The organism is Moorena sp. SIO4A1, assembly GCF_010672065.1.
Lineage (GTDB): Bacteria > Cyanobacteriota > Cyanobacteriia > Cyanobacteriales > Coleofasciculaceae > Moorena.
In genome coordinates this window covers 81,705-100,536 of sequence record NZ_JAAHHX010000008.1, presented here as the reverse complement: position 1 = coordinate 100,536, position 18,832 = coordinate 81,705, and the positions used below count along the sequence as shown (strand labels likewise).

Annotated in this window: 16 protein-coding genes and 3 pseudogenes; 10 read left to right on the top strand and 9 right to left on the bottom strand. The window is 41.6% G+C overall.

The genetic code is table 11. From position 1 onward, the window contains the following. Positions 1-211: 211 nt before the first annotated feature. Positions 212-304 (top strand): annotated as a pseudogene (locus F6K53_RS08670) (IS630 family transposase); the annotation flags it as partial. A gap of 111 nt (positions 305-415) precedes the next feature. Then, positions 416-762: pseudogene (locus F6K53_RS08665) on the top strand (DUF6444 domain-containing protein); the annotation flags it as partial. A gap of 279 nt (positions 763-1,041) precedes the next feature. Here the strand turns inward: F6K53_RS08665 and F6K53_RS08660 are convergent. The 5 genes from F6K53_RS08660 to F6K53_RS08640 form a co-directional block, all read right to left on the bottom strand. Then, positions 1,042-2,148 carry an AI-2E family transporter gene (locus F6K53_RS08660; protein ID WP_293018836.1) on the bottom strand — a complete coding sequence of 369 codons (1,107 nt, stop codon included), beginning with the start codon at positions 2,146-2,148 and terminating at the stop codon, positions 1,042-1,044. A 415-nt stretch (positions 2,149-2,563) separates the two neighbouring features. Next, on the bottom strand, positions 2,564-4,255 hold the full coding sequence (locus F6K53_RS08655) for a sodium:solute symporter family protein (protein WP_293064639.1): 1,692 nt from the start codon (positions 4,253-4,255) through the stop codon (positions 2,564-2,566). Positions 4,256-4,697: 442 nt separating this feature from the next. Beyond that, positions 4,698-4,946 (bottom strand): DUF4212 domain-containing protein, encoded by a 249-nt coding sequence (locus tag F6K53_RS08650; RefSeq protein WP_293018832.1) that lies wholly within the window; start codon positions 4,944-4,946, stop codon positions 4,698-4,700. Between the two features lie 741 nt (positions 4,947-5,687). Further along, positions 5,688-6,509, bottom strand: coding sequence for a pentapeptide repeat-containing protein (locus F6K53_RS08645; RefSeq protein ID WP_293064636.1), 822 nt, complete (start codon positions 6,507-6,509; stop codon positions 5,688-5,690). Then, a complete protein-coding gene (locus F6K53_RS08640) occupies positions 6,499-6,636 on the bottom strand; it encodes a hypothetical protein (protein ID WP_293018830.1) in 138 nt (45 codons plus the stop codon). The genes F6K53_RS08645 and F6K53_RS08640 overlap by 11 nt, the downstream gene beginning before the upstream one ends. Before the next feature lie 234 nt (positions 6,637-6,870). Between F6K53_RS08640 and F6K53_RS08635 the strand changes: the two genes are divergently transcribed. The 6 genes from F6K53_RS08635 (at position 6,871) to F6K53_RS08610 (ending at position 13,002) form a co-directional block, all read left to right on the top strand. Beyond that, positions 6,871-7,755: a sulfotransferase domain-containing protein gene (locus tag F6K53_RS08635; protein WP_293064632.1), complete on the top strand. Its 885-nt coding sequence runs from the start codon at positions 6,871-6,873 to the stop codon at positions 7,753-7,755. A gap of 117 nt (positions 7,756-7,872) precedes the next feature. Next, the gene (locus F6K53_RS08630) at positions 7,873-8,154 is read left to right on the top strand and encodes a hypothetical protein (protein ID WP_293064629.1); all 282 of its coding nucleotides are present in this window, start codon (positions 7,873-7,875) and stop codon (positions 8,152-8,154) included. A 371-nt stretch (positions 8,155-8,525) separates the two neighbouring features. Then, positions 8,526-9,719, top strand: a complete 1,194-nt coding sequence (locus F6K53_RS08625; protein WP_293064626.1) for a transposase — start codon at positions 8,526-8,528, stop codon at positions 9,717-9,719. A gap of 581 nt (positions 9,720-10,300) precedes the next feature. Next, on the top strand, positions 10,301-12,004 hold the full coding sequence (gene ltrA, locus F6K53_RS08620) for a group II intron reverse transcriptase/maturase (protein ID WP_364300965.1): 1,704 nt from the start codon (positions 10,301-10,303) through the stop codon (positions 12,002-12,004). A gap of 144 nt (positions 12,005-12,148) precedes the next feature. After that, entirely contained in the window at positions 12,149-12,490 is a 342-nt protein-coding gene (locus F6K53_RS08615) for a hypothetical protein (RefSeq protein WP_293080437.1), read from the top strand. Between the two features lie 143 nt (positions 12,491-12,633). Further along, the gene (locus F6K53_RS08610) at positions 12,634-13,002 is read left to right on the top strand and encodes a translation initiation factor (protein WP_293064616.1); all 369 of its coding nucleotides are present in this window, start codon (positions 12,634-12,636) and stop codon (positions 13,000-13,002) included. A 94-nt stretch (positions 13,003-13,096) separates the two neighbouring features. On the opposite strand, the gene F6K53_RS08605 is transcribed toward F6K53_RS08610, so the two are convergent. From F6K53_RS08605 to F6K53_RS08595, 3 genes are all read right to left on the bottom strand, one after another. Further along, positions 13,097-13,603, bottom strand: coding sequence for a hypothetical protein (locus tag F6K53_RS08605; protein WP_075897741.1), 507 nt, complete (start codon positions 13,601-13,603; stop codon positions 13,097-13,099). Between the two features lie 185 nt (positions 13,604-13,788). Then, positions 13,789-14,469 carry a nucleotidyltransferase family protein gene (locus F6K53_RS08600; protein ID WP_293080373.1) on the bottom strand — a complete coding sequence of 227 codons (681 nt, stop codon included), beginning with the start codon at positions 14,467-14,469 and terminating at the stop codon, positions 13,789-13,791. A gap of 13 nt (positions 14,470-14,482) precedes the next feature. Continuing rightward, positions 14,483-15,640 (bottom strand): XdhC/CoxI family protein, encoded by a 1,158-nt coding sequence (locus F6K53_RS08595; protein WP_293064610.1) that lies wholly within the window; start codon positions 15,638-15,640, stop codon positions 14,483-14,485. 351 nt (positions 15,641-15,991) lie between these two features. On the opposite strand from F6K53_RS08595, the gene F6K53_RS08590 reads away from it, so the two are divergent. Both F6K53_RS08590 and F6K53_RS08585 read left to right on the top strand, forming a co-directional pair. Beyond that, on the top strand, positions 15,992-16,756 hold the full coding sequence (locus tag F6K53_RS08590; RefSeq protein ID WP_293064608.1) for a hypothetical protein: 765 nt from the start codon (positions 15,992-15,994) through the stop codon (positions 16,754-16,756). 279 nt (positions 16,757-17,035) lie between these two features. Then, positions 17,036-17,683 carry an NAD(P)/FAD-dependent oxidoreductase gene (locus F6K53_RS08585; protein ID WP_293064605.1) on the top strand — a complete coding sequence of 216 codons (648 nt, stop codon included), beginning with the start codon at positions 17,036-17,038 and terminating at the stop codon, positions 17,681-17,683. Between the two features lie 408 nt (positions 17,684-18,091). Here F6K53_RS08585 and F6K53_RS08580 read toward each other — a convergent pair. Further along, a pseudogene (locus tag F6K53_RS08580) lies at positions 18,092-18,766 on the bottom strand (transaldolase family protein). Positions 18,767-18,832: the final 66 nt, after the last annotated feature.

The window sequence follows — 18,832 nt, the reverse complement described above, 5'->3', positions numbered from 1 at the left end:
CACTTGAGCTGCTGTAAGAATCCTTTAAACCCTGATTAATACCAAATCCGGATAATATACTCAATACAAAATCAGAATGTCAAATGCCCAAAAAAGCTTATTTAGCTGACCATCTGAGTAATGGTGAACTGAAAAAAAGATACCGATAACAGTCCAACAATTACGAGCACAATTTTCCGATCGCGTAGCGTGGCCTACGGCCTTTGCTCAGATAGAGGTCTGGTTTTTTGATGAACACAGAGTCGGATTAAAGCCAATTATCAGAAAAATCTGGGTTCCTATAGGAGAAAGACCTACAGCAGTAGTACACCATAGTTATGAGTGGAGAGGATGTTTATGGATTTGTTGAACCAAAGTAAGGATTCAGGTAGGGGATTGACTTTGCTTGGGGTGGGGTCGCAAAATTACTAAAAGAATGTGTAGCTTCGGACTTTCCCATAAAATGGCTCAATACGACCAGTTATCATAAGAAGAACTGGTAGAGATTATATTGGAACTTTGGAAGCAGCATCAGCAACAGCAGGCTAAGCGTCAAGAAGCTCACCCTCGAAATCGAACGACTCGTGATCAGCCGAGACCTCGATAGTCAGACTTCATCCAAACCGCCATCAAGTGACTTGCTCAAAAAGTCCGAAAAGAAACCTTCACTCGTCTGCTGAATCCAACACTTCAGCTAAAAGAAAACCTGGAGGACAGCCCGGACACAAAGGAAAGACTCGTAAAGGTTTTGGACGAGTAGACCGCTGTGAAATGCTGCGTCCTTTACAATGCTCTATCTGCGGTGTGGTAAGCATTCAGCCGTCAGCCGTCAGCCGTCAGCCGTCAGCTTATTTTATTCAAAAGCACCTCAAGTAGCGTGGCCATAGGCCAATGGCTGATAGCTCAAAGCTGATAGCTCAAAGCTGATAGCTCAAAGCTGATAGCTCAAAGCTGATAGCTCAAAGCTGATAGCTCAAAGCTAATTGCTGAAAGCTGATTGCTGAAAGCTAATTGCTGAAAGCTAATTGCTAATTGCTGATCTCTCAATGTATAGTGACCATACTATCCGTTGAAAGAAAGAGCATTTGAGGCATCTGGCTCAGAAGCTGCCGAGATAGTAGCAGCATTTTGTTCCGCCTCCAGTTTCGGCTTCAAGTACAAATTTTCTAGTACCAGAGCTGCACCAGCTACCCAAGGCGGAACAATCAAAGCACCAAGAATCCCCAAAACCTTTGCACCACCTAGCACTGCCAACAACTGATATAAAGGGTGAACTCTCACAGAAGACCCCACCAGTAGGGGGTCAAGAATGTAGGTTTCCAGATTCTGAATAATCACAAATAGCAGCAATACCCACAAGAAAGTCCATCCCCCTTGAGCAATTGCCACAATCAATGCTGGAATTGCTCCCAAGACCGGACCAAAGAAGGGAATCAAATTGGTCACCCCAGCAATCACACCCAAACCCAAGGCAAACTCTGATAGTCCCAAAAATTTTAAACCAACAGTAATCGCCATGCCTAAAATTCCTGAAACCACCACTCGCCCCTGAATGTAACCCCCCATCCGTTGGCTGACTGGCTTGACCTGGGCTGCCAATTTTTCATCCCAGGGTTTAGGAAACAAACTTACCCCCCCTTTAATCAATTGTTCAGACCCAGCTAACATATAACCAGACAGCAGTGTTGCCAGAATTACGGTAAACACTCCAGCAATAAGATTCCGTGTCAATCCATAGGACTGCACTAGCAACTGCTGAGAGGAACGAATCACCCAAGAGGTAACGGTGCCAGCATCAAACATTTTACTCAGAGCTAGTTCAGTCATCCCTAGGCGAATCGCTAAAGCATCTAACAAAGAGGTTAAAACCTCCAAATACGTTGGCAGTTTCCGAAATAAACGCTGAATTTGCTGAGCTACTGTTGGTCCAATCACTAAGCCGATCCCTGTCAAACCAGCGATTAAGCCTAAATAAACCAGAATAACCGCTAGCCAGCGGGGAATCCTTAACTTTTCAGCACTATCAATTATTGGTGCTAGAGTAGATGCGAGCACTACTGCAATCATCAGTACTACTAGCAAAGCTCTCAGTTGCCATAGCAGGACGATTGTCAAGCCAGTAGCAACAATAAGCAGTAAGTTAGCTAAGGAGATTTTAAGGCGTAGCATAGACTTCCATTTGCATGTTGAGTGCCTGCAAATAGTCTACAGAGAAAACAGCTGAATTAGTTGAAGGTTGCAGGTACGGTTGAGGGTTAGATGGTTTAAGGTTAGACGGTTGAAGGTTAGACGGTTGAAGGTTAGACGGTTGAGGGTTAGATGGTTGAAGGTTAGACGGTTGAGGGTTAGATGGTTAGATGGTATTGAGTAAGGGCTAGTTTAGTTTCAACTATCGTCCTAAAATCGAGCTATGGAAGACCACCAATAACCAATAACTAACCCTAAACCGGACGCCAAAGGCGAACAACCTTGGCCAATAGGCCACCCTACGCGAACAACCCCATAACCTTCAACCCCATAACCTTCAACCCCATAACCTTCAACCTTCAACCTTCAACCTTCAACCTTCAACCTTCAACCTTGATCAATCCAACTCTTCTTCACCCACATCATCAAGGGCTGGAGGAGCATCACCGGGTGTTCGCAACATTTCCACCATCTCCTGAATTTCTGCTGGAGGTGGGGGTGTCAGGCGAGAAACCACTACAGTCACGATGAAATTAAGCACCATCCCTACGGTACCAATCCCCTCAGGGGAAATACCGAAAAACCAGGGTGTCATACTATAGAACTTCACCCCAATGATGTAAACGGTGGTAAAAATTAACCCTACCACCATGCCAGCAATTGCCCCTTCTCGGTTGGTTCGCTTATCAAATACCCCTAACAGAATCACTGGGAAAAAGCTGGCAGCGGCTAAACCAAAGGCAAAGGCTACTACTTGGGCTACAAATCCAGGGGGATTGATACCAAAGTAACCGGCAATGGCAATGGCAGCAATTACCATAATTCGACCTACCATCAATCGTTGAGACTCTGACGCCCTAGGATTAATGATGCGGTAGTAGACATCGTGGGCGATTGAGCTAGAAATCACTAGCAGTAATCCTGATGCAGTGGATAGAGCGGCGGCTAGTCCTCCTGCTGCTACTAGGGCAATCACCCAGGGAGCAAGTTTGGCTACCTCTGGTGTGGAGAGTACGATGATATCTCGGTCAATCTTTATTTCATTGGTGTCTTTGTCCGGTTTGAGCTCAATCTTGCCATTGCCGTTTTTATCGTCAAACGCCAATAAACCAGTATTTTCCCATTTCGTTGCCCAGTCGAGCTGACGCACTTCCTCAATGGTATGGTTATGGAGGCTATCAATTAGGTTATAGCGGGCAAAGGCAGCAACGGCGGGAGCTGTGGTGTAGAGTATGGCAATGAATAATAGCGCCCAGCCAGCGGAATAACGAGCAGCTCTAGCATTGCGTACGGTGTAAAAGCGTACAATCACATGGGGAAGTCCAGCAGTACCGACCATCAAGGCGATGGTGATAAATAAGACATCCACCATGGACTTGTTGGCAAAGGGTTTAGTGTATTCCTGGAAACCCAGATCTACCTGAATTTGATTGAGTTTGGGGATAATGTCACTGAAGGTGAATCCTAGCTGGGGAATCGGGTTGTCGGTCAGTAGAGTTGCGATCGCAATCGCTGGAATCAGGTAAGCCACAATCAACACGCCATACTGGGTGACTTGAGTCCAGGTAATTCCTTTCATCCCCCCCAGGACGGCAAAAAATGCCACAATTACCATGCCAATCACTACACCCTGAACGATATCCACTTGCAGAAAGCGACTAAATACAATACCTACCCCTCGCATCTGTCCTGCGACATAGGTTAAGGAGACAAAAATAGCAGCAACTACTGCTACCAACCGAGCAATATTCGAGTAATAGCGGTCTCCCACAAAGTCGGGTACTGTGTATTTTCCAAACTTCCGCAGGTAAGGGGCTAACAATAGCGCTAGTAGCACATATCCCCCTGTCCAACCCATTAGGTAAATTGAGCCATCATATCCTAAGAAAGAGATTAGCCCTGCCATAGAGATAAAGGAAGCAGCAGACATCCAATCCGCCGCTGTAGCAGCACCATTAGCAACAGCGGGAACACCTTGATCTGCTACGAAAAACCCTTTACTATCGCGCACCCGAGAGCGCCAACCAATGTAAAGGTAGAGAATAAACGAAATAATGACCAATACACTGGTCCAAGCTTCAACTGTCATAGATATTTCTTTGTCTAAATAATTGCTATAGCGCTGCGCGCAGGGAATCGGGAATCGGGAATCGGGAATCGGGAATCGGGAAAAAATCCTATGTACATCATTACTATGAGAAACCCCATATAGGGATTGTTAGTAATTAAAAAACGGTATTTTTTTTTTATACTATAGAATTACCCTATGACAATTACTGAATTTTCAGTGCTAATTGCTAACTATAAACAACTATAATTGATCTTATACCTTAGAGGATATCTGAAAAGTTTTTTATACTGAATTTTGCCCCCCTAACCCCCCAACTTTGGGGGAAGAGTCAATTTGCTTGTAAAAGTCCCCCAGAATTGGGGGACCCACGGGGGCTTGGATGTAGCAAATGAGACTTCTCAGACAACCTCTTAGTTAAGCAAAGCCATTTATTTCCCAATTTAGTTGCCAATAGTAAACATTACTTTTTGTATTTACGGTCAATTTTATCCATCTGTATAGCGTAGATAAAAATTAGGACGACAAAGGTAAAAATACTACCTTGTTGTGCCATCCAGAAGCCTAGGGGAATATTCCCTACACTGACATTGTTTAGTAATGTTACTAGCAGAATGCTGCATAAAACGGATACGAATGCCCAAACAATTAGGAGATTCCGAATTAATGCAATGTTGGCACGCCAGTATGCCTGACGCTTGTTCTGGTTCATAGTTTTATTAGTAATGCACTAAATGTACGATTTGCGTTTGACTAGTTTCTGGATATAGAGCAACCACCAATAATTGCCCGTCAGCTATCAGCTATCAGCTATCAGCTATCAGCTATCAGCTATCAGCTATCAACTTACACGTTAGTTCCCTCGCCTGAGCGAGGAATTCATAGTCTTTGGCTTTGAGTCCGTTGAAGTCGTCAGCTAGATAGTTTGTTTTAAGCTGACGGCTGACGGCTGACGGCTGTTAGCGCAGCGTGCGCGTAGCCCATATGCTTACAATTGCCTTAACATGGCGTATCGGTATTTCAAAATGTGCTAATATATACAGAAAATTTGCGAGAGCTTAGGGATAGGCTACACCAAAGGTGAACAAAAACCGTCTTTTCGGGGTTTTCTTAATAAAACTAAACAATTATGGGGATTTACTGGTGTCTTTAGGGCATGGCATTGGGCGATAGGCACCAGCATAGGCTAATCACATCTGTGCAATTTGCCACTGCCCCAGACCGCTTTTCCCGTTGTTTAAAGAAATATTAAATGAATTGTGAATATTATTTCGTCAAGAAATGTAAAGCTTAGAGCCAGATTATGTTAAGTTTCGATAAAATAAATCGTAAGTTGATCAGCAAAAGCGATCGCTAAAATTCAACCTCCCCATCTCCCCATCTCCCCATCTCCCCATCTCCCCACCCTCCCTGTAATTATAGGTATTCAACCTGAATTGATATAAGAGTATCCCTATTGATGGATACTACCATCGGGCATGATGGTATTGCTTAAGTTCGCCCCCTTGAGGTTGGCACGGTAAACTTTGTTGGGAGAACCCCAATCAGTAAGCTCCAAGGTATAGTCTAGTTGTGCTCCCTTGAGGCTAGCGTCGGAGAGGTTGGCATCGGAGAGGTCAATTCCCCTCAAGTCAGCCTGTTCAAGATTCGCTCCCATCAAGTTAGCCCCCCTGAGATTGGCACTTATTAAATAGTGATCGATTGGCAATGAAGCACTTGTATTCAGATAAGCCAGATTTGCTTCTTGGAGATTCGCTTTCTCTAGGTTAACTCCACTAAGATTAATCCCGACTAGATTGGCTTTTGATAAATTAGCTTCCCTGAGGTTAGCTCTTTCGAGCTTAATTGTTTTGGCGGAAAGATGTGATAAGTTTGCTTCTTGCAGATTAGCTTGTTCTAAGTTAGCTTCTGTTAGGTTGCTCCAAAAAAGGTCAGCTTTTTTCAGGTTAGCTCTACGGAGATTAGCCCCACTGAGATTAGCTTTTTTCAGGTTAGCATTTTCTAGGTTAGCCCCTTCTAAGTTGACCCCTACCAAATTCGCTTTTTCTAGATTAGCTCCCGCTAAGTTAGCCCCTTCTAAATTAGCCTTTTCCAGATTCGCTCCTTTTAAATCCTCTCTGGAAAGTTCTAGCCCTGCTAAATTACAGTTTTGACAATTTTTTGTTTCCCGTAACTGGTCGAGAGGATTGTCTCGATTCATAATCAGCCAAGTAATTCCCAAAAGGGCAACCAATCCCAAGGAAATTCCCAAGATAAACGATTGTCTAAGTTTCATTGATGTGAGCTATGGTAGTTTTGGCGTTGCTGAATAATGGAATGATTTTAAGGGTTTTGTAGAATGGGCATCTTGCCCGTTCGAGATCTGGTCGGGCGGGCAGGATGCCCACTCTACTCCGATTCATTCAAAAATTCAGCAACGCCGTAGTTTTTGCTATCTCTGTTTTATCAAACTTGCTTTAAACCTTGATTTTTGCTGCTGAAAAGGCCGACTATTGACTATAGTTTAGGACTTACGAAGTTGAGTTAGTTTTGCCCCCCTAACCCCCCCAAAATTGGGGGTAATGATGTCAAAGTACCCCAGAAGTGGGTGATTTAGGGGGCTTTGCGTCAGTCCTGTTGTTGTTTTTGTATAATCCATGGCAGACTATAAGCAAGCACTGGTTAAAGACGGTAAGAATCCAGAAGGTCTAATTGTCTTTCCAGCTTTCATTACCCAGAAGGAAATGGATGCCCTTAAAGACTTTAGAGTGGGGGATCGGGATACCTTTGTTGTCGCCTATCCTAAATCTGGGACAACGTGGATGGAGCAGATTGTTCACTTGCTTGCTAACAATGGAGAGCAAGGGGACAAAGTATTGAGTGAAGCAGTGCCTTGGTTAGAAGGTGCAGCAACTCGTTATGGAGGTTTAGAGAATCTGATTAAAACTCCTAGCGATCGCCGTTACTTTCACACTCATTTACCCTTGTCTTTGATGCCAATGTTTGGGGAAACTAAAGCAAAGTATATTTATGTTGCTCGCAATCCTAAGGATAATGCTGTATCCTATTATTATCATGCATTGAGCAAAATGGGATACGAGGGGAGTTGGAGCGAATTTATTCAGTTATATACTGAAGGCAAGGTCGCCTATGGCTCAATATTTGATCATGTATTCGACTGGTGGAAAGCGAGCCAACATTCAGATAATGTCATGTTTGTTAAGTACGAAGACATGAAAAAGAATTTAGCTCAAGTCGTTACGGATGTTGCTAGCTTTATCGATATTCCTTTAACCTCAGATTTACTCGATACTGTGGTTGCTGCTAGTGACTTTTCGGCAATGGCAATCAATCCCAAAGCTAATCTGGATTGGGTGCCTCAGCGAGAAGGTATCCCCAAACATATGCGAAAAGGAATTGTAGGAGATTGGAAAAACCACTTTTCTTCAGAAGAGAGTAGTATTTTTGATACTCTATATCAATCCAGAATGGCACATTTTGGTCTGGAATTTGAATTTGAATTTGAAGGGAGTAGGGAGTAGGGAGTAGGGAGTAGGGAATATGGCATCAAAAATTGTCACCATTGATTTAGGATTCCTATAGTAGTTTGCCAGCTTAGCTTTGTTAACATCTCCATCAATTGTGAGTGCTGAGTTTGAGTGCTAAGTCTGGTTGACAGTCAACCTTCAACTTTCAACCTTAAACTTTCAACCTTGGCCTTTGGCCACGCTACGCGAACAACCTTGGCCTATTGGCCACGCTACGCGAACAACCTTGGCCTTTGGCCACGCTACGCGAACAACCTTGGCCTTTGGCCACGCTACGCGAACAACCTTGGCCTTTGGCCACGCTACGCGAACAACCTTCCCTACACCAAGCACCAAGGGCGAACAAGTTGTTACTTTCACAATTCAGCTGCCGTCTTCACAATTCAGCTTTAACTGTCCGGCAAAAGAAGTCCCACATCTCTATGCGCAGGATGAGTGCTTAAAGTTACCGTAAGATAGTGGAGCTTTTATGGTTAGTCGGTTATGGGCAAAAGGGTTAAATCTTTTGTAATAAAGCTCCACTATCTAAGGTTTCGTCTCCAGGGATGAATTTTGCACAGGGTCTCTAGGATCAGGGAAGCGAGCTATCAAACTTCTCAGTAATTCGGATGGAGTCATCCCCCTCCTGTCAGCTTCTTGTTTTAGTTGCTGTTTTTCAAAGCTGGTTAACCTGATCACAAATCTTTGATCTTTCATTTTAGTGTTGACACTTGTTACAACATATGCTATCCTAATAATAGGTCGAAAAACATGATATGGCAACAATGATATCAGCTTATCAGTACCGACTAAGATTAACTAAAAAACAGGAAGCAGAAATCGAAAGGTGGTTAGATATGTTGCGCCACCAGTACAACTATTTACTTGCTGAGAGATTTAGTTGGTACGAGCAGAATCGTTGTTCCATTAACTCTTGTCCTTTGGTATGTCATCTACCAGAATTAAAAAATAATCCCGATTACTTTTCACAGCAAAATTCTCTGCCTCAGTTAAAGAAAGACAGACCCTGGTACAAGGTAGTTCAGTCTCAAGTTTTGCAGAACTGTGTCAAGAGAGTCGATCTAGCTTTTAAGCGTTTCCTGAAGGGCGATAGTAACGGTAAAAAAAGCGGGAGACCTAGATTTAAAGGGAAGAACAGATACAAATCTTTTACGTTTCCCTCTCTTGGCAAAAATCCTATAAGTGGCAATATACTGACTCTTCCAAAATTTGGGAAAGTCAAAATGATTTTCCATAGACCTATCCCAAAAGGTTTTCAAATTAAGACAGCCACCATAACTCGAAAGGCTGACGGGTACTATGTTACGTTATCCATTCAAGATGATTCTGTGCCGGATATTATCCCAGTAGATAGCGTCTCTAGTCCTGTTGGGATAGACATGGGTCTCAAGTCTTTCCTGGTCAAGTCTGATGGTTCAGAGGTACCAATCCCTCAATACTATCGGAAAGCTCAAAAGCGACTAAAAAAGATCCAAAAAGCTGTCAGTAGATCCAAAAAAGGAAGCAACAATCGGAAAAAAGCTGTAAACAAACTAGGTAAAGCTCATAAAAAGGTTGCTGACACTCGAAAAGATTTTCATTTTAAAACTGCTAAAAGCTTACTAGACAACCATGACTTAGTTGCTCATGAAAAGTTGAATATAAAAGGTTTGGCTAAAACTAAAATAGCCAAATCTATTCTTGATGCTGGGTGGGGTCAATTTTTGTCTATCTTGTCAAACAAAGCCGTTCGCGTAGCGTGGCCTACGGCCATAAATGCTGGTTTGATTACAGTTGCAGTGAATCCCCGTAATACTAGTCAAAACTGTTCTAATTGCGGAACGAAAGTACCCAAAAAGTTGAAAGATCGCATTCATTATTGTCCTCACTGTGGGTACACGGAAGACCGAGATGTAAATGCGGCGATCAATATATTGAAATTGGCGGTGGGGCATCCCGTCAGAAGTAAAGCTGTGTGATTCGTTGGCTATAAACCTTATCCACAAAGGATTGGGGAGACTAGCCACAAGGGTTAAAACCTTGATAACTTGATAACCATGTTGGTGAAATACCAACCCTCGTGAAATCCGAGTGACAGCCTTACCCCTATCCACTGAGAAATAACAAGCTCTAGGATAAAGCGGGGTCGAACAGCGAAGCACTGTCAGCCTAAAGACGGTGTTAGTAGCAGGCAAAGAGCTCATGAGTACCAAAAGGAAGATATGCCAAACCATCGTAATTCCGACGTAGCGAAATAAAAGGCTGATACGCTACAGACAAATAGTCAACGGAATAAAACAGGATTATAAGGTTAGCTTTCCTTATAATGATTTCCCTAAATTCCCGGTGGAAAGTATCACTCTAAAAGCTCAACAGAATGGTTGTCAGGAACGAAGTAACCCCCATAGGCACTCTTGAAGAGGTCGGTCTTCAAGTAGGTAGTTAGCCGCAAGTCCTATGAGGGAGAGATTGAGTCAGAAGCCAAAGCCTAGAGTAATGTCTAGGATAAGCCAACAGACTCACGTGATAGGAAAAGGTATAGCTATGAGTAGCAATCAATATGTCTAAAGCTAGGGGGTTCGCCCCACAGTCGGAATGGAATCAGGTCAATTGGCGAAAGCTAGAACGAACTGTGTTTAAGTTGCAAAAACGGATATACCAAGCCTCTCAACGTGGTGATGTTCGAGTGGTAAGAAAGCTGCAAAAGACTCTGATGAAGTCCTGGTCAGGAAAAATGCTAGCGGTAAGGAAGGTAACCCAACAAAACAAAGGCAAAAAGACTGCCGGAATAGATGGGAGAAAAGCTTTGAAAAATAAGCAGCGCCTAATCTTAGTAGCCAGCCTTAAAATTTACAAAAAACCTCAACCAACCCGCCGAGTTTGGATTGACAAGCCCGGTCGAAATGAAAAACGTCCGTTGGGAATACCAACTATATACGACCGAGCACTACAAGCCTTAACCAAACAGGTATTAGAGCCTGAATGGGAAGCACGCTTTGAACCAAACTCATACGGATTCAGGCCAGGAAGGTCATGTCATGATGCCATCGAAGCAATATTCACGGGAATCGCACAGAAACCCAAATGGGTATTAGATGCCGATATCTCCAAATGCTTCGACAAAATCAACCATGAAAAACTTCTCACAAAATTAAATACTTATCCTTCCATGAGGCGATTAATCAAAGGATGGTTGAAAGCCGGAGTAATGGATGAGGGAACATTCTCTCCTACTATAGAGGGTACCCCACAAGGTGGAATAATATCTCCACTTTTGGCGAATATAGCCCTTCACGGAATGGAAGAACGAATTAATAAATACGCCGAAATGTTACCCGGTAGAAAAGCGAGAAACAAACAAGCGTTAAACTTCGTCAGATATGCAGATGATTTCATCATTATGCATAAATCCAAAGAAGTGGTAGAAGAATGCCAGAGAATTATAGAAATATGGTTAAATGACATTGGCCTAGAACTAAAACCAAGTAAAACGAAACTGGTTCACACCACAGAAGGATATGACTTCCTTGGTTTCAATATCAGGCAGTATCCGGTAGGTAAGAACCACTCAAAACAAGGTTTTAAGACCCTCATCAAACCATCCAAGAAGAGAGTAAAGGAGCATTGGGAGCAGCTATCAAAAGTCATAGACAAATACAGAGCCGCTCCCCAAGAAGCCCTCATCAGGCGACTCAGACCCATTAGAAAAGGATGGTGTAATTACAACCGCTCTGTGGTCAGTAAAGAAACCTTCAAAGGGTTAGATAACAAGCTCTGGAACAAACTCCAAAGATGGGGATACAGAAGACATCCAAACAAATCAAGAACCTGGGTAAATAAAAAGTACTGGGGGACTAAGGTTGAAAAACCAAAGAATCCATGGGACGCACCAAAGAAAGATAATTGGGTATTCATGACAAAGGAGGATAATTACCTACCTAAATACGCAAAGACAAAAATCGTCCGACACGTAAAAGTCAAAGAAACCCGAAGTCCCTTCGATGGTGACCTAACGTACTGGAACAACCGAATGGCAAAACACCCTGAAATGACTAGCCAGAAGGGAAAACTTCTGAAAAGACAGAAAGGGAAATGCTCACATTGCGGTCTTACCTTCAAGGAAGGAGATTTAATGGAAACGCATCATATAATACCACGCGCACAAGGTGGAAACGACCAACTCAGAAATCTTGAGCTACTCCACCTACATTGCCACGACGAAAAACATAGAATGAAGGTCAATTTAGATGACAACCCATTCTAATGTAGAGGTACCACTGACAAGAGATTCCGTCGCGAGGAGCCGGATGAGGGGAAACTGCGCGACCTGAACTGGTCAAGTAAAGCGGGGAGCCGACTCCCCAGGGTAATTTACACCACCTACCCTCACGTAAAACAACCTTTTAGGTTGGACTCAATACCTTTTGGTAACAAAAGGGAAATATGCCTGGACTTTTACGTCGGTGAACGGGATTTGTTAGGTCTTGGTTTCTCTGACAATGTCATCTTCCGCAAACAATACTATATTCAGGTTCTGATTGCCAAGACACCTATAGAACTCTACCTCCATACCGATGAAAAATTTGCTCAGCCAGATTTTACCCCCAATCCCGCTGATAAGATGAAAGAAGTGGATGGTGCCTGGGAATTTCAAGTGCAAGACACTGGATTTGAAGGGACCTTCCAGATCGAAATCGATTGTGTTCCTGAACAGGGACATCCAGAACCGTTTCTTTCCGGGATAGGATAATGGGTAATGGGTAATAGGTAATGGGTAATGGGTAATTGGTAGTTGATGATTACCGATTACCCATTATCCTGACCCAAAAATCGAACTACTATTTGGTAAGTGATTAACCGGACTTGTAAATAGATTGATACTAGATTGAACCAATGGCTTCATCAAAATCAAAACGTAATGCTTCTGACGCCAAAACCTCTGGCAATCGAATTGCCTACCAGGAATTTGGCACTAGCAATGACGCTGCAGTTGAACGAGGGATTCAGGAACTTCCCCCAAATCAACAAGATTTGCGGATACAGGCATCACGGAAAGGACGTAAGGGAAAAACCGTTACAGTAATTAGTGGATTTCAATCATCACCAGAAACCTTAACCAAGTTACTTAAACAGCTGAAAGGCCAATGTGGTAGTGGTGGTACAGTTAAAGATAATACTATTGAAATTCAAGGGAATCATACTGATAAACTAGTGCAAATAATGATTAAACTGGGCTACAAAGCTAAAGTTAGTGGGGGGTAATGGTAAACTAGATAAACCTGGATGTTTAAACACGGATAAACGGATAACCTAAGATTAGTTTATCCGTTTTAATTACTAATTTAAATTACTAGATTTAAATGACTAGTTTGGTAATCCTCAAAACATCGTGATCGGAACGAAGGTAGGGAACTGAGGTACTTCTGAATCCAGTAACAAAGGGTCGATGATACAACTTCCAATAAATGGGACTCAGGTCATGAGCGATCGCTTTTAGGGCTTTGAGTTCTTCTGCTAGTTCCGCTGCCAGTTCATTAATCCGTTCAGCGTGGTCATAAGCTTGTTGTGTGGCTTGTTCTATTTGGTCTTCTAGGGTTAGGGGTTGACTGATAGTAAGTGCTGGCTGTAACTGCTGCTGTTTTTGTTGCAACTGGGCTTCTAAGGCTGCGATCGCATTATCGATTCCTAGTATCTCTACCGATCGTTGGGCGTTTTCACTGGCTTGACGACGGTAGGCTTGAGCGATCGCTTCTGGGGACTGGTCTTCTAGGATGATTTCCTGGCGGGTTAGGGTATCACGTTCAGCACGTAGTGCGGCAATGCTCTGGCGAATTGCGTCAATTTCTGAGTGTATTTGCTCCATTTTTGCCTTTAGCTATGAGTTTTATACTCTTTTTATATTGAACAGTCAACAGCCTCATCCACAAGGGGATCGGGCTTGTAACTAACAGGACTTACGCCATAACTATACCAGTAAGGTGCGTTATTAACGCACTCTACTATAGGGTTTGTATTTGAGATGTAAACCTAGGAGGTCTTGTTTTTTTGTCAAATAAAACTCCGGAGCTCTTGCCCCTCTTGGTTTTTCTCTAACTTCTGGTAATCTCTTGGTGTATCAATGTCAATTACACCTAATGGAAAAGAAATACTAAATACTTCGTTGTAGTATTTGTTAATTATTTTTTTTGCCCCCACGGTCTCATCTAAGGTTGCTAGTTCAGAGAAAAATCTATGTTTAAACAAAACAGGTACACCTAATGTATCTGCATATTGGCAAGCAACGATGGGTTTTCCCGTAGCATGATAGGCTGCAACTAGATGATTAATAATTTCAGGAGAAATAAACGGCTGGTCACAAACAGTAATTACTGCTGCGTCTATGGTTTCATAACAACTTCCAAGGGATAGAATTCCGCTACGAATTGAGGAACCCATTCCCAAATTCCAATCTGGGTTTTCAACTACCGTTACAGAAGGTTGGTTAACTTCAGAATATATCTGTTGGGCATTTGCTCCTAAAACCACCACTACAGGCTTGCAGACTGAAGCCATTGCCTTCTCTATGGTATGGCGAAGTAAGCTGCATCCCTGATAGGGTAAGAGTTGTTTAGGTTTACCCATGCGGGTTGATGCACCTGCTGCTAGGATAATAATAGCAATATTTGATTCAGTTGGTTTTAGCTGTGAATGGGTTATTTTCATTTCATAATTCAAAGAATCAAGAGTCAAACTTCCACAAATTTTATAGTTTATCAATTGGGATTTCCTTGACTTGAGTTCGTTCGTGAATTGGTTCCATGCGGTGTTTTAAAAAGCCACCACCACGGTTTGCTAACACGGCTTGAATCTCAGCAATGATGGATAATGCGATCGCTTCTGGTGAATCTGCACCAATATCAATACCAACAGGAGTATATAACTTTTCTAGCTGTATGGGTGTACATGCTACTCCTGCTGCACGTAAATCTTGCAGTAACTTGGCAGTGCGTTGCTTTGAACCCAAACAACCCAGATAGCTGATTGCAGCAGGGATTAGCACTTTCAAAATTTCTAAATCATCGAGGTAGTTATGAGTCATTACCACAGCAATGGTGTCATCATCAATAGATATTTGCTTGTCTAAAATTTCCCTGCGGGTGAGAATCACCTGATCAGCCATGACAAAACGCTCTTGAGTTACCTCACTCCCTCGACAATCAACAATAGTGACTCGCCAACCTAAGGCTTTAGCAAACTCTGCTACAGGTAGACTATCACGACCTGCACCAAAAATTATTAGGTGTGGCGGGGGTTTAATAAACTCGATAAAAATATCTACTTTACCGACTGCTAATTGGTATTGATGGAAACTTGAATGTTGATTTTCCAGAGCAGCTTGAGCATCTTTGAGCAAAGCAGCAGTCAAATATTCGTCTTTAATATCAGTATTTACACGATTATTTGATTGCAGGATTAAACGCGCCCCAACCTGAACATTAACCTTACCTTCTACAGCAATAACAGTGGCAATAATACCTGGTTGCTGGTTGTGGAAACATTGATTAATAAAAGCTAAGGGATTAAGGGGATTACTTTGATTTAGAAGCTCAATCAAGACGTTTACCACACCGTTACAACCCAGGCCAAATCCCCAGATAATGTCTTCATCAGCAGTGGTATCATAAGTGACGACTATGGGTTTTCCGTCTGGCATTGAGACGCGAGTATGCTCAAATACATCATTTTCCAAGCAACCACCGCTAATGGTTCCTACCATTTTACCAGTTGATGTGATCAGCATCCGCGCACCAGGTTGGCGATAGGTAGAGCCTTGAACATTGACAACAGTAGCAAGAAATACTTGTTGATCGTTGTGTTGACTGTCTCCGAATGCTGCTAGAATAGAATTTAGATCTTTCATCTTGGCTGCTGGACACTCCTGTTATAGCCAAGCTTAACAATTTGGGCTCAATGATGTAAAGTAAAAATTTTTGTGGCTTTTGTGGAGATATTTGATGACGAGAATATTGTATTATCACCAGCAATCCAACTTTTCTATGAAAATTCGCATATTGTTAGCTGAAAAAAAATGTTATTCCGTACTTGTTATGCTAAATAAACACTTTGGCAAAGGGAGCAGGGAGCAGAGAGCAGGGGAAAGAATTCGTCTTCAGAAAATTTTGCTAGTTAAATAGCCTAATTTACCTTGTACCGTAAGCTTTATGAGTTTTTTAACTGTCGGTTTAGTATAAAATGTACTGAAGAACCATTAGTGACTGAAAAACCATTAGTGATAATTATGAGTATCAACGAATCAGTAAATAATTTAATTCCAGTTGTTAAATCGGCAATTACTATTAAAAATTTTATTGAGGGAGGAGAAGTAAAAAAAATGCTAAAGGTCTTTGGTGATATTCATACCGATGCAGCTTTGTATCAATTACAAAACATTAGTAAAATGAAACCTGAAGATAGAACCATTGTTGTGAAAATGGCTTTAAATGATTTAACTAAAGCACATTTAGCATATTATAGAGGACGATTCAAAATAAACGAACCTCTTAGCTGGTTCCAATATATTGTCTTTTTTAATTGTATTAATGATCAATACAAAGATTTTAGGGTTTGCTGTTTGATAGCAATTTTTCATGCTTACTTAAATGATGATATTACAATAGTACACCGAGCATTAGTTTGGGCGGCTTGTGCTATGAAAGATATTACTATTGAAGAAAATGGTCTTGGTAATTCGTATCTTATAGCTTCAAGATTACAACGAATTAGTTCAGTATTTGCCGGGTTAATTGGTAGACTATTTGGTTTTGTTATTATGATAAACCCTTTCTTTTATAGATATCTATTATTTGAGGCAAAAGAATTGGAAAAATCTGGAATAGTAGTGATGAGTGAAAATGATTTTTTAGAATTTAGTGAAAATTTAGGGTTTTCTAAGTCTTCTATGGAAGAACTGTTATTAAATTTAAAAAAAGAAATTTCCAGGGTTGCAGCTCTATTCCCCTGGGATTATACAGAATAAGCTAAAACCAAGACTCTCTCAGCGATCTAGCCATTATATCTCGTTGATAATACTTTCGTTTATTATGATTTAGTCTCATTAAGTCAAATACTAATTTATCCTTGATCGCTTCATTTATGTAAAAATATAATCAATTTTTATATTTTAAATTAAAATAAAAATTTAGAGCTGAGGGGGTGACAATGAACCTGAAAACGCTTTATTGTAAGCTATTAATCTATAAATTCTGCCATTAGAGAAGCTTTAATTGGAGACGGCAAACCCCGCTATTTAGTAAGTATGTCTTGGCGTACTGTTATCAAATGTAACCAAGAATTACTGAATCCCGGTGAACTCGGGTTTGTGAAAGGTAATCAAGAATTTATGTACCTCCTAAATGTCGGTGATGGGCATATTTCCTGGCTATATCGTCAGTTATCACCGGATTATACCCTTTCCCAAGATGCGGCTGAGGTCAAATCTCGGCTTCTCAATCAATTAGCAGACTGGGGAGAATCATTGCGATCGCTTGTGGAAGCAACACCAGCAGAGCGAATTTTGGACGGACCAATTTGCGATCGCTTACCCCTCAAATCTTGGAGTCAAGGTAGAGTTACTTTGTTGGGTGATGCCGCTCACCCTATGGCTCCTGCTTTGGCACAGGGAGCAAATAGTACGTTTGAAGACGCATATGAACTAGCGTTGTGCTGTTCCCAAGCATCCAGCATTGAAGAAGCTCTGGCTCGCTACGAACAGCGTCGTATACCCCGTAGCCAACTGATGCAAACCCGTAGTGCTTTGGGTGAAATGCGTTACTACACAACGGACAGGGAGGCTGCTAATCAGCAAATGCAGGAGCAGTCACAGATGACTAGCGAAGAATATCAAAATTGGGTTTTTAACTATAAGCCTGAGGTTAAATTCGATTATAATTATTCTAGTCTCTAAAAACAGGAACTTTTATGATTATCAAAAATCCATTAAAACAAACACAATATAACTCCAGACTAGGATTGGAAGTCCTTCCAGGATGTAACTTGCTTAATCTGACAGATTCACAAAGACATCAATTAAAACAATCTCTATGGGAACATGGTGTTATTGTTGTCAAAAATTTTAAAATAATCTGAGTTTTGGTTAAGCCGATTAAAGTAAAAACCAGTCCAGATGAAGACTGGGCTTCTTTGATGGGTGACAATATGTAATCAATAAACATAATATATTTACAGCGGTTTGCAATTGGAACAGGTACAAATTATTTTGTTTTAGGTACTTCATAACTGCGATCAACTCTATATGTATGTTTATGTATGGTCTCTATATCTGCCTATTTTATTATCCAAAACTCAGGTCACATTAAGTTTCAAAAGCTAATTTATCACCAAAGACTTGTTGCCAATCAGTATTAAATTGTTCAACGGCCAAAGGTATAGCCGGATGTAAAACCATTTGTCCCACTATACCTACAGGCAAAGTAATCGCACCAACCCCTGCTTGTAATACCTCTAAAACTTGACGCGGATTTTTAAAACTAGCAGGTAATAAACAACAACTTAGCTGTTGTTGTTGGATAAGTTGTTGAAGTTGCTCCACAACTGTGACACCATTTCCCCCAAAAACATCAATTCGATTTACATAAGGAGCTAAATAATCTGCACCTGCTAATGCAGCTAAAAAACCTTGTTGAACTGTATAAATTGCCGTAGCTAATAGAGGTATCTGCTTCTGATGTAACTGTTTTATTGCCACCAGACCTATTTCCGTGGCGGGAATTTTAACCACAATATCATAGGGTAAAGCTGTTATTTTATCAGCTTCAACGATAATTTAATCTACAGATTGACTAATAACTTGAATGTGGAAACGTGCCTCATTCCCTAGTATAGTATTTACTTCTTTAAGTAGTTGATTAACACCTATGTTGGCTTGAGCCAGAATACTGGGGTTAGTTGTTATTCCTTTAATTGGTAAGCAAGAGTGAAAACGTGCTATTTGTTCAACATCGGCACTGTCTAAATATAGTTCTAACATTATTAATTCCTCTTTACTGAATAAAAATGCTCCGCAGCACAGTCATCTGAGCGTTAGGGTAAACTT